The 14,399-nt window shown below is 61.0% G+C and carries 14 protein-coding genes and 1 pseudogene; 3 read left to right on the top strand and 12 right to left on the bottom strand.

The window, feature by feature from the left end; all coding sequences use genetic code 11:
- A partial coding sequence (locus tag G3N95_RS35575) for a hypothetical protein (RefSeq protein ID WP_205974765.1) occupies positions 1-1,751 on the bottom strand: 1,751 nt, incomplete at its 3' end.
- Entirely contained in the window at positions 1,748-2,269 is a 522-nt protein-coding gene (locus G3N95_RS35570; protein ID WP_205974764.1) for a hypothetical protein, read from the bottom strand. The genes G3N95_RS35575 and G3N95_RS35570, both read right to left, overlap by 4 nt.
- A gap of 341 nt (positions 2,270-2,610) precedes the next feature.
- On the opposite strand from G3N95_RS35570, the pseudogene G3N95_RS35565 reads away from it, so the two are divergent.
- The 3 genes and pseudogenes from G3N95_RS35565 to G3N95_RS35555 form a co-directional block, all read left to right on the top strand.
- A pseudogene (locus tag G3N95_RS35565) lies at positions 2,611-2,832 on the top strand (dihydroxyacetone kinase subunit DhaK); the annotation flags it as partial.
- 8 nt (positions 2,833-2,840) lie between these two features.
- A complete protein-coding gene (locus tag G3N95_RS40760; protein ID WP_241019140.1) occupies positions 2,841-3,083 on the top strand; it encodes a DAK2 domain-containing protein in 243 nt (80 codons plus the stop codon).
- Between the two features lie 8 nt (positions 3,084-3,091).
- Positions 3,092-3,763, top strand: coding sequence for a histidine kinase dimerization/phospho-acceptor domain-containing protein (locus G3N95_RS35555; RefSeq protein WP_241019139.1), 672 nt, complete (start codon positions 3,092-3,094; stop codon positions 3,761-3,763).
- Here G3N95_RS35555 and G3N95_RS35550 read toward each other — a convergent pair.
- The 10 genes from G3N95_RS35550 to gudD form a co-directional block, all read right to left on the bottom strand.
- On the bottom strand, positions 3,750-4,088 hold the full coding sequence (locus tag G3N95_RS35550) for a DUF971 domain-containing protein (protein WP_205974763.1): 339 nt from the start codon (positions 4,086-4,088) through the stop codon (positions 3,750-3,752). The two genes, G3N95_RS35555 and G3N95_RS35550, sit on opposite strands and share 14 nt — an antisense overlap.
- Positions 4,085-5,080 carry a HEAT repeat domain-containing protein gene (locus G3N95_RS35545; protein WP_205974762.1) on the bottom strand — a complete coding sequence of 332 codons (996 nt, stop codon included), beginning with the start codon at positions 5,078-5,080 and terminating at the stop codon, positions 4,085-4,087. Before G3N95_RS35545 ends, G3N95_RS35550 begins: the two co-directional genes overlap by 4 nt.
- 19 nt (positions 5,081-5,099) lie before the next feature.
- Positions 5,100-5,903 carry an ABC transporter ATP-binding protein gene (locus tag G3N95_RS35540; RefSeq protein WP_205974761.1) on the bottom strand — a complete coding sequence of 268 codons (804 nt, stop codon included), beginning with the start codon at positions 5,901-5,903 and terminating at the stop codon, positions 5,100-5,102.
- Positions 5,900-6,745 carry an ABC transporter permease gene (locus G3N95_RS35535; protein ID WP_205974760.1) on the bottom strand — a complete coding sequence of 282 codons (846 nt, stop codon included), beginning with the start codon at positions 6,743-6,745 and terminating at the stop codon, positions 5,900-5,902. Before G3N95_RS35535 ends, G3N95_RS35540 begins: the two co-directional genes overlap by 4 nt.
- A 37-nt stretch (positions 6,746-6,782) precedes the next feature.
- Positions 6,783-8,222, bottom strand: coding sequence for an ABC transporter substrate-binding protein (locus G3N95_RS35530; RefSeq protein WP_205974759.1), 1,440 nt, complete (start codon positions 8,220-8,222; stop codon positions 6,783-6,785).
- A 64-nt stretch (positions 8,223-8,286) separates the two neighbouring features.
- Complete coding sequence (locus G3N95_RS35525) at positions 8,287-8,532, bottom strand: ferredoxin family protein (RefSeq protein ID WP_205974758.1); 246 nt, start codon at positions 8,530-8,532, stop codon at positions 8,287-8,289.
- 14 nt (positions 8,533-8,546) lie between these two features.
- The gene (locus tag G3N95_RS35520) at positions 8,547-10,313 is read right to left on the bottom strand and encodes a fumarate reductase/succinate dehydrogenase flavoprotein subunit (RefSeq protein WP_205974757.1); all 1,767 of its coding nucleotides are present in this window, start codon (positions 10,311-10,313) and stop codon (positions 8,547-8,549) included.
- Positions 10,310-11,098, bottom strand: coding sequence for a GntR family transcriptional regulator (locus G3N95_RS35515; RefSeq protein ID WP_205974756.1), 789 nt, complete (start codon positions 11,096-11,098; stop codon positions 10,310-10,312). Before G3N95_RS35515 ends, G3N95_RS35520 begins: the two co-directional genes overlap by 4 nt.
- Positions 11,099-12,000: 902 nt before the next feature.
- Positions 12,001-12,918 (bottom strand): 5-dehydro-4-deoxyglucarate dehydratase, encoded by a 918-nt coding sequence (kdgD, locus tag G3N95_RS35510; RefSeq protein WP_205974755.1) that lies wholly within the window; start codon positions 12,916-12,918, stop codon positions 12,001-12,003.
- 85 nt (positions 12,919-13,003) lie between these two features.
- Positions 13,004-14,353, bottom strand: a complete 1,350-nt coding sequence (gene gudD, locus G3N95_RS35505; RefSeq protein ID WP_205974754.1) for a glucarate dehydratase — start codon at positions 14,351-14,353, stop codon at positions 13,004-13,006.
- Between the last annotated feature and the right edge of the window lie 46 nt (positions 14,354-14,399).

Here is a 14,399-nt window from a genome sequence, read left to right as displayed (position 1 = left end):
TCGTCAGCGGCGCCGGACGCGCCAAAGCCGTTCTGGCCCGTCCAGACGGTGGTACCTGAGCCGTTGACGTTTGCCGTTTCACCATAGCCCGCCAGACCAAGCGAATCATTGGCGCCCGCATTCGCCGTGATGGAGGTGCCGCTCATGTCTACATGCGAGTTGTCGTACACGTTGACTGTGCCGACCACGCCACTGGCGAAGTTCACGCGGTCGTCAGCGGCGCCGGACGCGCCAAAGCCGTTCTGGCCCGTCCAGACGGTGGTACCTGAGCCGTTGACGTTTGCCGTTTCACCATAGCCCGCCAGACCAAGCGAATCATTGGCGCCCGCATTTGCCGTGATCGAGGTGCCGCTCATGTCCACGTGCGAGTTATCCAACACGTTGACCGTGCCGACCACGCCGCTGGCTGCGTTGACATAGTCATCCTGTGCACCGGCGGCGTTCTTGCCGTTGCCGCCAATGGTCACGCTGGCACCGGAAACTGAAACGTAGGCCGTATCACCTGCGCCGTTAACTTTGCCATTGACGTTTGCGGAAAAAGTAAACTGTGCGCCATTTGCGTTAAGAACGTCGTTCTGCCCCCAGACATCAACGATATTACCTGCGACTCCATTCAGGATGACGTTGTCACCTAGAACGGCCAGCGAGGCATTTACATTCGCGTTGATTACATCGCTCGTCACGACGCCCGATGTGGAGGCCTTATTCTCGGTATAGGAAACGCTTCCATCGCTGTTATAAACCGTCGTTACCTCGGACGTCGAACTTCCGTTAGGCGAAATCTGGTTCTGGAGCGCACCAGCTGATCCAGCAAGAGTACTCGCGATCGACTGTGTGGTCGTGGTAATTCCGTTCTGGATGGTACTTTTCACCTGAAGGCTTGTCTGCTGCGAAACAATGCCTTGTGCGTTCGTAACAGTCCCACTGTATCCGCCATTTGATGACAGGTTGAGGGTTGTCGTTCCTCCATTTGACTGGGGAATCGTCCACGTAGCCGACGGATAGAGTACGACGTCTGTTTGTCCCGTTGGATCGATATAAGAAGTGGCCTGCTGTTTAAAACTTATACCGCCGCCGAACGTGTACTGCGTGATGCCTAGGTCCAATTGGGTCGAACTGATAGGCGTCTCAGGCCGGAATCCGACGACGTTGCCATTCGCGTCGGTCAGAGGCACATAGAACGTATTCGCACTGGTATTGATACCGGCGCCCGATAGCGCAGATGCAATTAAAGTGGGATTCGAGTTCGCGACCGCGAGTTGCGAAGCGGCTTGCGCCCATTCGCTTGCGGTCAGTGTGACGGCAGTCGCACTACCGTTGACGTCAACCCGATAACCGGTAGCCGATGCGACCAGCTGCACTCCTCCAGCGAGAGCGCTTACCACTGCCAAGGGAACAATGAGCGTTTCACCCACACCTGCAAGTACCAAAGCGGAACCAGCCAGCGAAGCGACATTTCCGATTGCACCGGATAGGTCCGATAGTGCGGGATTTTTCCCGGTAGCGAGATCGTGGTGAATACTCTGATAGTTGTCGACCAATCCAGTGGCGGCAAGAACGAGGCCTGTCCCTCCCATTGGCTTGGCTATTGCGTCCACATTTCCAGCGAGCAGACTAACTCCGCCTTGGACAGCTTGTCCGATACCAACAAATGTGCCGAGTACATCCGTGGTGTTTGTTCCGGCATTGGCCGAACTCGAAGCAGTTCCAAAAAGGTTACTAAAGAATATGCCGGCTGTTATTTCACTCATTTCAGACTCCTATTTTTATCACCGATAAACATAAGAACGACCGCCAAGCTGACGAAAAATATGCCGAGCCAAGGCACATAACCATAGTCATGATTCATTGAGCGATATTTCGTCGCGATCTGCTCGTAACTGACTGGCGCGCTTCGGCAACCCACCTTCCAGACCCGGAAAGATGACGGTCGAAGATATCGAACATCGGCACCGTAAATTTCGGCATCGCATCCGGGTAGGCGAGTTTCCTGTTCTGAAGAGAGTCCCAAGAAGCTTGTCTTCCCGCTGAACACCATGTAAAGAGGAGTGGGAAACCTTAATTCACGACGCTCGCCCTTGTCGGTTTCAACCACCAAATTGGGAGGGCGCTCCGATACCCTCAGAATCTTTGCGTGAAAATGCGCCAGTTCGGATTCGGGTGGGGGAGGATTGAGATTGACCAGTAACGCTGGCATGCCAAAAAAGACAGCCCACATGACAATGCCAAGCGCGCTATTGGAATAGCGGGTTTTGATCGGAATAATCATCTTTGGACACGTGTTTCGTCTTTTGCTCGTGTAAAAGCATTGGAGCGCACCCTGGCTATCGCCGCTATCAGGAAAGTTCGATTTTTTGCGCTAGCTTCACATTTATGCGGGATGAGTGGTCGGTAGGGGACGTGCGCGCATGCATGCGCGAACCATGGTTTCGATGGCCTTTAAGTGGCGTGCGGATGCAGTCGTGATGCTCATATCCTTCTAAGGAGAAGCTGGCCAGTTTGACAAATGCCATTTCGTGTCTAGTATTGCGATTGATTCGGATGGTGAAACCTTGTCCCGGATCAAACAGGAGCCCGCGCAATGCGGGCTTCGTCGTTTCTGGCGTTGCTATTCCCGTAAAGGCTCACCATGCGCGACCTGTACGCAAGTCACGCGGCGCCCGCCTCAACTTCGGGCTGGCAGCAGAGCTTGCGCGCGCTGAAGGTATACCCGTCGAAGTCGTCGTGGTTGCCGACGACGTCTCGCTGCGCAACACAGTCGAACGCGGCCGGCGGCGCGGTATTGCAGGAACCGTGTTCGTGCACAAGATCGCAGGCGCGGCCGCTGCGGCTCATAAGCGATGATGCCGCGCGTCGGACGCGCGAGCTATCTCGGCGAGCGGGCCGTGGGCGAACCCGATGGCGGCGCGGTGGCAGTAGCGTGCTGGCTGCGTGCGCTGACGCCGTTCGTCATGGAACGCGTGTCTATCCTCGGCAAGCAAAACCCCAAGCTGACGTTGTCGCTCGCAGACGCACCGGCAGTGTTCGTCTTCGTGGTCGATTCGTTCGGCCACTATGCGACGGCGATCATGGTGTTGTACTGATCGTCATCATGCTGGCCGCGACCGTGCTGTCGCGCCGCGGCACGCTGATCGTCGCGATAGCGTGCATCAGGGCGACGGTGATCGGCTATCTGATCGGGCATCTGGACGAAGACTCGTTCTCCGCGCTCGCGCGCGCAACGGTTGCATGTCTGTCGATCATCGCAACCACGGCGCTGACGTTGCGCATTCAGGCCGACAGCGCACGGCTCGCGCAGCAGGTGCGCGAACTTCACCAGACCCACGAGGCGTTGAATCGCTCGACAACGGAACTTGCGCATGCCACTCGCGTGACGATGCTCGGCGAGCTTGCGGCATCGATCGCGCATGAGGTGAGCCAGCCGCTCGCGGCGATCACGACGCATGGCGAAGCCGGGCTGCGCTGGCTGAGACGCGATACACCCAATCTCGACGAAGCGTGCCATGCGTTCGAAGCCATGGTGAGCAATGCGCGGCGTTCCAGCGAAATCATCCGCCGCATCCGCGCACTGGCCAGCAAGAGCGAGCCGACTTTCGCGCCGCTCGGCATCAATAGCCTTGTCGTCGAAACGATCGACCTGCTGGATCGCGAGGTCAAGAAATGCGGCGCCGTCGTCAGGATCCACGAAGGCGCGCCGCATGGCATGTGCACGACGCACGCCGATCCGTTCGATGCCGATCTGCTGACGTTCATTCAGGAGTGACCGTTGTAATACGCGGGTCCTGCCGGTCGAATTCTTGCGACGGCAGGACGCCACATCTTTCGAGAAACACCCACGGAAAGATGCCGCGTTCGTGATCGTCGCTGAAACGTAGCTGTGCGCCGTATCCCGCCGGACGTATCTCCAGTACGGCAATATCGTCAGGCACGAAAGGCGCGGCGCCGTCCAGCCGAAGGCGTCTGCATTCGGCACACGGACACATCTGCCGCAACACGCGATGCGCAATACGCTGCGTGGCCCCGTCCGGCCAATGCAGCGTCAACGTGCGTGCCTGCATATCGAGTTCGATGCGGTGCGGGCTGTTCATCGCGTGGCATCGTCGATCTGCTGCAACGCGATGCGCACCGCTTTGCGGACTTCGGGATCGGCGTCGTCGAGCGCGACGCGCAGTGCGTTAACAGATGACGGATCGCGCAGTTCGCCGAGCGCGAGCGCCGCTTCCTTGCGCAGATTGCTGATTGCGTGAGTGAGCAGCGCGATGAGCGGTTGCGCGGCCGCACGGTCGCCGAGTTGGCCCAACGCCCGCGCGGCGCGCAGACGCACTTGCCAGTAGGCGTCAACGAGCGCGGCAATCAGTGCATCGCGTGCGGATGCCGCGCGCAGCTTGCCGAGCGTCGTGGCGGCTTCTTCGCGCACCTGCCACGCCGGATCGCCGAGTGCATGCAGCAGCGCTGGCGACGTGGCGGGATCGTCGGTATGCGCGAAGCCCAATGCGCCAACCGCCGTGCGACGGATGTCGGCATTGTCGTCGTGCACGGCGATGTCCGCGAGCCGCGCGAGCGCACGTGCATCCTTGAGCCAGCCGAGGACACCGACGGCTTCGATGCGCACGTTCGGATCATCGTGTTCGAGCGCGCGCAGTGCGGGCGCGAAAGCGTCCGCGTAGCGCAACTCGCGTAGCGCACGCAACACGGCACGCTTCACGAATGGCGCAGGATCGTCGGCCCACGCGCAAAGAACAACGCCCGACGACGCTTGCTTCAACGCAGAGAGACTCGACGCCGCGGCCTCGCGCACGTTGTCATCGGTATCGTGCAATGCGTGGCACAGCGCCTCGACGATGTCACGTTCCTCCCACGCGCCGAGCACACGCGCTGCTTCGCTGCGCACGTCGGGCGAAGCATCGTGCTTCAACGCGGCGACAATCGGTTGCAGCGCATCGGGGTCTTCGAGATCGGCGAGTTCGATCAGTGCGATGCGACGCACGGCAGCATCGGCATCCGTCAGGCGGGGCAGTAGCGCGGTGGTTTCGGGCGCGAGTGTGTGAGGATCGAAGGTCAGGATGGTCGGAGCGGTCATGTGCGATAAAAGAATGAAGTCATGCCGTTTCGCGCAGCAGCGCAAGGCATTGGCGCTTGATGTCGATGAATGCGGGGTCTAGTGTGGTGTCGTCGCGGCGCGGACGTGCCAGCGGCACGGGAATATCCGCGACCACGCGCGCGGGCCGCTTCGACAGCATCAGGATGCGATCCGCGAGGAACAGCGCCTCTTCAATGTCATGCGTGACGAACACGACAGTGGTGCGCACCTTCGACCAGATATCGAGCAGCAAGGTTTGCATCATGCGGCGCGTTTGCGCGTCGAGCGCGCCGAACGGTTCGTCCATCAGCAGCACACGCGGCCGGTTGATCAGCACGCGCGCAATCTCGACGCGCTGCTGCATGCCGCCCGATAGCTGCGCCGGATAATGCGCGCCGAACCCGCCGAGTCCAACCAGTTCCAGCAATTCAGCCGCCTGTCTGCGCCGCTCGTTTGGTCCGATGCCCTTCATCTTGAGGCCGAAGGCGACGTTGTCGATCACGCGCTTCCACGGAAACAGCGTGTGCTGCTGAAAGACGAGGCCGCGTTCGGGATGCGGGCGGTCGACCGTTTCGTCGTCGACCGCGATCGTACCTTGCGTTGCGGCGATGTGCCCGGCAATCGCGCCGAGCAAGGTCGACTTGCCGCACCCCGACGGACCCAGCACGCAAACGAACTGCCCCGGTTCGATATCGACGTCGAGGCCTTCGAGGGTGGCGAGGCGTGCATGCGGCGGCCCGACTTCGACGGACAGCGCGCGCACGTTCACGCGCGCGGGTGCAGTGATGGCTTTGCTGACGGCTTCGACGGCGACGCTGCTCATCGGCGTGTCTCCTGCAGTCGATACCACGGCGTGAGCGCAATGCCCAGGCGCTTGACGAGCACACTGCTGCCCATGCCGAGCGCGCCGATCAGCGCCATGCCGACGACGATATCCGGGTAGTTCTGCAACGTGTACGACTCCCACGTGAAATAACCGATGCCGTACTGGCCCGCGATCATCTCCGCCGTCACGAGGCAGAACCAGGCGGTGCCCATGCCGATTGCGAGGCCCGTGAAAATCGCGGGCGCGGCACCGGGCAGCACGACTTCCGTATAGAGTGCAAGCGGCCGCGTGCCGAGACTCCGCGCCGTCGCGACGAGGCGTGGGTCGACGGCTTCCACGCCATGCACGGTGTTGAGCAGGATCGGAAACAGTGCGCCGATAAACGTGATGAACATCATGCTCAGTTCCGACGACGGAAACATCAGTATCGCCAGCGGTATCCACGCGACGGCGGGTATCGGTCGCAGCACTTCGAGTGCGGGCAGCAGGGTGTCTTCGACGGCACGATAGCGGCCGATTGCGAGACCCAACCCGACACCGGCCGCGGCTGCCGTGCAGAAGCCTGCCAGCACGCGCCAGATGCTTGCGGCCAGATGCATCGGCAGCTTCGGCGAGTGCAGCAGCGACCACAGCGCGGGCAGCGCATCGGAAGGGGCGGGCACGTTGGCGAACGTGACGATGCCCGCCGACACCCGGAAGTGCACGGCTAGTTGCCAGAGCGCGACACACGCAGCAAGCGAGGCCGCACGCCATGCGCGACGCTTCGTCGAAGGCGTGAAGAGAGGCGCGCGCCGGCGTCGCGATGCGTGCCTGTCGTGAAGATCGAAGATGGCGGCCATGACCATGTTCCCGATGTAGCGTGAAAAGAAAACGCGCTCAGCGCGCCGCGACGGCTTGCGCGGCGCCCGTTTTCGCGGCGGCGTACTCGACGACCGAGCCGGATACCTGTTGCGCGTAGCGATCGGCGCTCGCTTTCAACAGGAACGCGGTGATCGCGCCATGCGCATCCTTCACGTACCACGCCTGGTTGGCGAACAGCTTGAGGCCGCTTGAGTGGTCATGAACGAATACGGCCCGCGTCTTGCCGCCCGATTGTTCGATCTTGCCGAGCGCAGCAAACGCTTCAGCCGGCGACGCGTAATTGCGGACCTTCGCTTCGCTGTCGAGCCACACTTGCGTGACATCGTTGAAATCGTGGATCGGCTTGCCCGTCACTGCATCGTTGGCGACGAGCGGCTGCTTCGCATAGTTCTTCAATGCGGCGTTGTAATCGAGGCCGGACTCTTTGAAGGCTTCGCGGATATAGCGGTCGTCGATGAACGTGTTCACGTCCAGATCGACGTCGGTCTTCTTCAGCAGCTTGAGCGTATCAATCGCAGTGGCCGTGGCCTGACGATACTCGGGCTTCCATGTCAGGTCGCGCGTCTGGATGCCGAGCGGTCCGTGGTACAGATAGTCGACGGGCGCTTCGATGCCCGTCGTCTTCTCGATCAGCAGGCTGTATTTCTCGGGGTCTTGCGCGATCAGCTGGTTTGCCTCGATGGCGGCGCGCAGATACGCGACGACCACTTCCGGATACTTCTGCGCATAGGCGGCGTCAACGAGTGCGCCGTGATAGGTCGGCGCGTGGCTTTGCGCACCGTCGTAGATTTTGCGCGCGATGCCGCGATACGGGAACAGGTCTGCGAACGGCACGAAGTCGGCGTGTGCGTCGATCTTGTTCGCCTTCAACGCGCTGCCCGCCACCTCGGGCGCCTGCGTGATGATGTTCACGTCGGTGTCGGGGTTCCACCCTTGCGCCTTGATTGCACGCAACAGCATGCCGTGCGAAGTCGACGCGAACGGCACGGAGATCGTTTTGCCCTTGAGGTCGGCGATCGAATGCAGCGGCGAGTTCTCGGGCACGACGATGCCATTGCCGCTGCCGTCCACGCTGCCCGACAGCACGGTGATGAAGACGCTCTTGCGGCCCGCCTTCTGGAACGCCACGCCGTTCAGCGAACCCGGGAAGTCGGCCATCGTGCCGAAGTCGAGCTTGCCCGCGACCATCTCGTTCGTGATCGGCGCGCCGGACGTGAAGTCCTTCCATTGCACGTCGTAAGTGACGTCCTTGTATTTGCCCGTGTGCGGCAGATACTTGTCGAGCAGATGCAGTTCGCGAATCAGCAGGCCGCCTGTCGCGCAGTTGATCGTCGTATCCTGCGTGCCGATGGCGACGCGGATCGTTTCGGCGTGGGCCGTGCCTGCCGCAAGCGCAAATGCGAGGGGCGCGATGGTGGCGCCAATCAGTTTGGGTAGAGCGTAGCGAATGGTCATGATGTCGGCTCTTTCGTTGGTATCGTGGCGGTGGCCGTGCTGAACGCGCGGCCTTTGGATGACGCTAGCGCAGCAGATAGGGAATATCGACTTTCACCGCGCCCGTCGGGCAATCCTGTTCGCATGGCATGCAGTACCAGCATTCGTCGAACTGCATGTAGGCCTTGCCTTTGCTGACGTCGATCGCGAGCAGATCGAGCGGGCACACGTCGACGCATACGGTGCAGCCTTTGTCGGCGATGCATTTGCTTTCGTCGATCGTGACGGGCGCGCTGCTTCGATGAAGGATTTCGTGTGGGGTGTAGGACATCGCAGGTACTCCTGTCAGGCGGTCAGGTCGGCGAGCGCGTGAGCGTTCGCATGCGAATCGGGCCGCGCGTCGTGTATGCGCAGATTGCTGTACGAGCCGCGCTCGCGTTCGTCGAGCGGCACGATGTACGGCTCGACGGCGCGCTTCTCGCTGACCATGCGGCCCGCCGCATCCTTGCGCAGATGCGTATGGCAGAACCAGTCGGCGTCGTTGCGCTGTGGATAGTCGACCCGATGGTGATACAGCCCCCAGCGGCTTTCGGTGCGGAACAGCGACGCGCGTGCGGCCATTTCGGCGCAATCGCGGATAGCGCGCACTTCGGCTGCGCGCATCAATTCATGTGGATGCGTCGCCTTGATCGAGCCGATGTCGTCGGTAATTTCCTCGAAGCGCTGCAGGCCGATTTCCATCTTGCGGGTGACCTTGGGCGGCTGAAGATAATCGTTGACCATGCGGCGCAGCTTGTATTCGACCTGTGCAGGCGCGAGACCATGCTCGCGTTCGAGCGGCGCATAGATGCGCGCGCGTTCGGCATCGATCTGCTGCTGATCGAGCGGCGCAAGTTCGCGGTCCGCAACGAAGGCAGCAGCATTCTGTCCGGCGAACCAGCCATACGTGAACGCGCCGAGCATGTAGTTGTGCGGCACGGCCGCCATGTCGCCCGCCGCATACAGCCCACCGACCGTCGTTTCGGCCCGTTCGTTGACGTACACGCCCGAAGCACTGTGCCCGCTGCAAAAGCCAATCTCGGAGATGTGCATCTCGACCATCTGATGGCGGTAGTCGGTGCCGCGTCCTGCGTGGAAACGTCCACGGCTCGGGCGTTCGTTCGTATGCAGGATCTGCTCGATGGTCTGGATGGTTTCTTCGGCGAGGTGATCGAGCTTCAGGAACACGGGGCCGTTGCCGCTCTGCAGTTCCTGATAGAACTCCCACATCATCTGGCCGCTCCAGTAATCGCATTCGATGAAGCGTTCGCCTTTGCCGTTTGCCGTGAAGCCGCCCAGCGGTCCTGTCACGTAGGCGCAAGCGGGCCCGTTGTAGTCCTTGATCAACGGGTTGATCTGGAAGCATTCGAGATTCGCGAGCGCTGCGCCCGCGTGATAAGCCATTGCGTAGCCATCGCCGGCGTTGGTCGGATTTTCGTAGGTACCCATCAGATAGCCGGACGAGGGCAGGCCGAGCCGTCCCGCTGCGCCGCACGACAGAATCACCGCTTTTGCGCGCACGATGTAGAAATCCGCCGTGCGGCAATCGAATCCCATCACGCCGTTGACGTTGCCGTTCGCGTCGGTGAGCAGCCGTGTTGCGACGATGCGATTGGTGATCGCGATGCGCGCGCGTTTCAGCTGCCGGTACAGTACTTTCTTGATGTCGTGTCCTTCGGGCATTGGCAGCACATACGAGCCCATGTGGTGCACTTTCTTCACCGCGTAGTCGCCGGTGCCGTCCTTTTCGAACTTCACGCCCCAGCGATCGAGTTCTTCGATCGTCTTGAAGCTGTGCTTCGCGTAGGCGTAGACGGCGGCCTGATCGACGATGCCGTCGTTCGCGATGGTGATTTCGCGGGTGTACTGCTCGGGTGTTGCGTGACCGGGAATGACGGCATTGTTGAGGCCGTCCATGCCCATCGAGATCGCGCCGCTGCGTTTGACGTTGGCCTTCTCGAGCAGCAGGACCTTGAGACCCGGATTGCTTTCCTTGGCCTTGACGGCCGCCATCGGTCCCGCCGTTCCGCCGCCGACCACGACGATGTCGTATTCGAGTACGTGAGTGTTCATCGTGTTTTCCTTGTAGCCTTGTTCTTCGTGCTATTGCCTGCTTTTTCGCGGTCGATCCGGAAGCGGTACTGGAACGCATCGCCGCGAAAGTACAGGTGCTCGTAATCGATGGGTGCGCCTGTTGCATCGTGGGTGAGACGATCGATCCGCAGCACGGGGCTGCCTTCTTCCACGCGCAGGGCATCGACGATTTCGTCGTCGGCGAGGATGGCGTCGATGGCGACATCCGCGTGACCGAGCGGCACGCCGCAGTCGTTTTCGAGGATCAGGAAGATGTCGCGCGTGACGAGGTCGGCATTCGCGAGACGTGTGCCGATTGCTTCGGGCAGCCACGTCAGTTCGAGCGATACGGGCTCGCGGTTGAGCAGTCGCACGCGATGGATTTCGGTGACGGGTGCGCCTTCTTCGAGTCCGAGGCGCGCGGCAACGTTGCGATCGGCTTCGACGACGCGGAAGCTGCGTAACTGGTTGACGATTTCATAGCCCATCGACGACATGGCTTCGGCGAAGCCCTGAAGGGAGCTGACGTTCTGGAATGCCTTGGGTTTCGAGACGAACGTGCCTTTTCCGTGCAGCTTGAACAGCAGACCTTCTTTTTGCAGGTCGCCGAGCGCCTGGCGGACGGTGATGCGGCTCACGCCGAACATCGCGCAGAGTTCGTGTTCGGATGGCATCTGCGAATGCGGCGCGTAGATGCCATTCAGGATTTTTGCTCGCAGCGCGTCTTTGATCTGCGCATACAGGGGCACTGACGTGACGGGGACGAGGCTCGCCGGTTTCGACATGGCTCAACTTGTTATAACAAGATTGAGCTGAGTCTAGTGAACTCAGGTTTGCGTTCAAACCAACTATTTCTGATATCTATTTTAGGTTTGAGGTTGGTTTGGGTTTTGGGTCTCTTCGCTGGCATCCGCGATTTGCCGTCTTACTTCATGCGTTGCCCCTGTGCGGGGCGGCACCTACTTTTCTTTGCAGCGGCAAAGAAAAGTAGGCAAAAGAAAGCCGCTCACACCGCCAGCCCGTGTAATTGCCCAGGAGCCCCCACGTCCCCGTCCTTCGCGCGGCAACGAGCATGGTCCATGCTCGTTGCCAGCGCCCTTAGATGCGCATCACCCACTTCACGCTTCCGCGTCAGGGACTGCGTTTCCATGGAGTCCAGGGCCGCCCAGGTGGCAAACTGTGTGTAGGCTGTCGCGATGTAAATGAACCACTTCGGACTGAAAAGCAGGATCGGTGTCGTAGGAGCGCCGACGCGTGCGGTGCGATAACCTACACACAGTTTGCCACCTGGGCGGCGCAAACCATTCGCTGTCGCTGGCTGGGTACGAGAGATTGGAGTGGGTGATGCGCCTGTTCGAGGCGCTGGCAACGGGCGGAAAACAATGCGTTGCCGCGTGGAGTGCGGGACCCGTAGGGGGCCCGCAGGCAGGAAGAAGGATTGGCGGTGTTAGCGGCTTTCTTTTGCCTACTTTTCTTTGCCGCTGCAAAGAAAAGTAGGTGCCGCCCCGCACAGGGGCAACGCATGAATACCGACATGAAAACGCGGATGCCAGCGCAAAAGACCGGATGCCAGCGCAAAAGACCGGATGCCACCGCAGAAAAAAAAACCAAACCACAAAACAACAGCGCGGCGCGGAAAACAACGCCGCGCCGCGCAGGCGCAAAACACCAAAAACCAAAACCCAGATTACTGCGCGCCAAGCTTCTTGATCAACACATCCAACTGCGCAAGCTCATCCTCGGTAAGATCGGTCAACGGGGCCCGCACAGGCCCCGCATCGTGCCCGACGAGCTTGGCGCCAGCCTTAACGATACTCACGGCATAACCCGCACGACGATTCCGAATCGCGAGATAAGGCAAGAAGAACTCATCGATCAACCGATCGGTCGTAGCACGATCATCGGCAGCAATAGCACGATAAAACTCCATTGCCGTCTTAGGAATGAAGTTGAACACAGCCGACGAATAAACGGGCACGCCCAGTGCCTTATACGCAGCGGCATAGACTTCAGCCGTCGGCAGACCACCGAGATACGAGAACCGATCGCCCATACGACGGCGAATCGTCACCATACTCTCGATGTCGCCTACGCCATCCTTGAAGCCGATCAGGTTCGGACACTTGTCGGCGAGACGTTCCAGCGAGTCGGCGTTGAGCTTCGAATTCGCGCGGTTGTAGATGATCACGCCCATGTTCGGAACCGCCTTGCAAACTTCCTCGGCGTGCGCAGCGATACCTTCCTGCGATGCTTCCGTCAAATAATGCGGCATCAGCAGAACGCCATGCGCGCCGTTGCGCTCGGCTTCCTGCGCATATTCGATCGCGACGCGCGTCGGGCCGCCCGCGCCCGCGAGAATCGGCACCTTGCCCTTGCAGGTTTCCGTCGCCGTGCGGATCACGTTCGTGTAGTCGGACCTGGTCAGCGAGAAGAATTCACCCGTGCCGCCCGCCGCGAACAGCGCGGTCGCGCCATACGGCGCGAGCCATTCGAGACGTGCTGCATACGTGTCGGCGCGGAAGTTGCCGTTGCTGTCGAAGTCGGTGACGGGGAACGACAGAAGGCCTTCGGATACGATCGCTTTGAGTTCTTGTGGCGTGGTCATGATTCAGTTCGCTGTTGAATGTCAGTCAATGTTCAGCGGCCACGCAGGCCGCGTTGTTCGGGTGTAGTGGTTAGCGCTCGATGGTTTAGCGCACGAGGCAAGGGCGCTTGTTGTCGAACTTCCAGTTCGGGATCAGGTACTGCATCGCGACGCCATCGTCGCGCGCGCCAAGGCCGTGCTGCTGATACAGCGCGTGCGCTTTCTCGAGTGCGTCCATGTCGAGTTCGACACCCAGACCCGGCTTGGCCGGCACCTTCACCTTGCCGCCGACGATCTGCAGCGGATCGCGCGTCAGATACTGGCCGTCCTGCCAGATCCAGTGCGTGTCGATCGCCGTGATCTTGCCGGGCGCAGCCGCCGCGACATGCGTGAACATCGCGAGCGAAACGTCGAAGTGATTGTTCGAGTGCGAGCCCCACGTGAGCCCCCAGTCGTTGCACATCTGTGCGACGCGCACGGAGCCCTGCATCGTCCAGAAGTGCGGATCGGCGAGCGGAATGTCGACGGATTGCAACTGGATGGCGTGGCCCATCTGGCGCCAGTCGGTGGCGATCATGTTGGTGGCCGTCGGCAGGCCCGTCGCGCGGCGGAATTCGGCCATCACTTCGCGGCCCGAGTAACCGTTCTCCGCGCCGCACGGATCTTCCGCATAGGCGAGCACATGGTGCTGGTCGCGGCACAGGCGGATCGCTTCGGCGAGCGACCACGCGCCGTTCGGATCGAGCGTCACGCGCGCTTCCGGAAAGCGTTCGGCGAGTGCCGTCACGGCTTCGATTTCCGCGTCGCCCGCCAGCACGCCGCCCTTCAGCTTGAAGTCGTTGAAGCCGTAGCGCGCTTGCGCGGCTTCCGCCAGACGCACGACGGTTTCGGGCGTCATCGCTTCTTCGGTGCGCACGCGTTCCCAGTCGTCGCGGCCTTCGGCGCCGCTCGCATACGGCAGATCGGTTTTCTTGCGGTCGCCGATATAGAACAGATAGCCCAGCATTTCGACTTCGTCGCGTTGCTGGCCTTCGCCGAGCAGCGCCGCAACGGGCACGCCCAGATGTTGGCCGAGCAGATCGAGCAGTGCGGCTTCGAGGGCGGTCACGGCGTGGATCGTCGTGCGCAGGTCGAAGGTCTGCAAGCCGCGGCCGCCTGAATCGCGATCGGCGAATTGCTTGCGCACCTGATTCAGCACGGCCTGCAGATTGCCGATCGACTGACCGACGACGAACGGACGCGCATCGTCGATGGTCTTGCGGATGTTCTCGCCGCCCGGCACTTCGCCGACGCCGGTGTGACCGGAACTGTCACGCAGTATCACGATGTTGCGCGTAAAGAACGGGCCGTGCGCGCCGCTGAGGTTCATCAGCATGCTGTCGCGGCCGGCGACGGGAACGACGCGCAATTCGGTGACGGTCGGTGCGCCTTGGGTCGAAGATGCAATCGTAGACATGAGAATCGGTCCTGGGTGAGTTCCCAAAAATGGCCTGCGTGGGCCT

This window comes from Paraburkholderia sp. Tr-20389 (assembly GCF_017104565.1).
Lineage (GTDB): Bacteria > Pseudomonadota > Gammaproteobacteria > Burkholderiales > Burkholderiaceae > Paraburkholderia.
The sequence above is the reverse complement of the archived record's forward strand: the minus strand, read 5'-3'. Positions and strand labels throughout refer to the sequence as shown.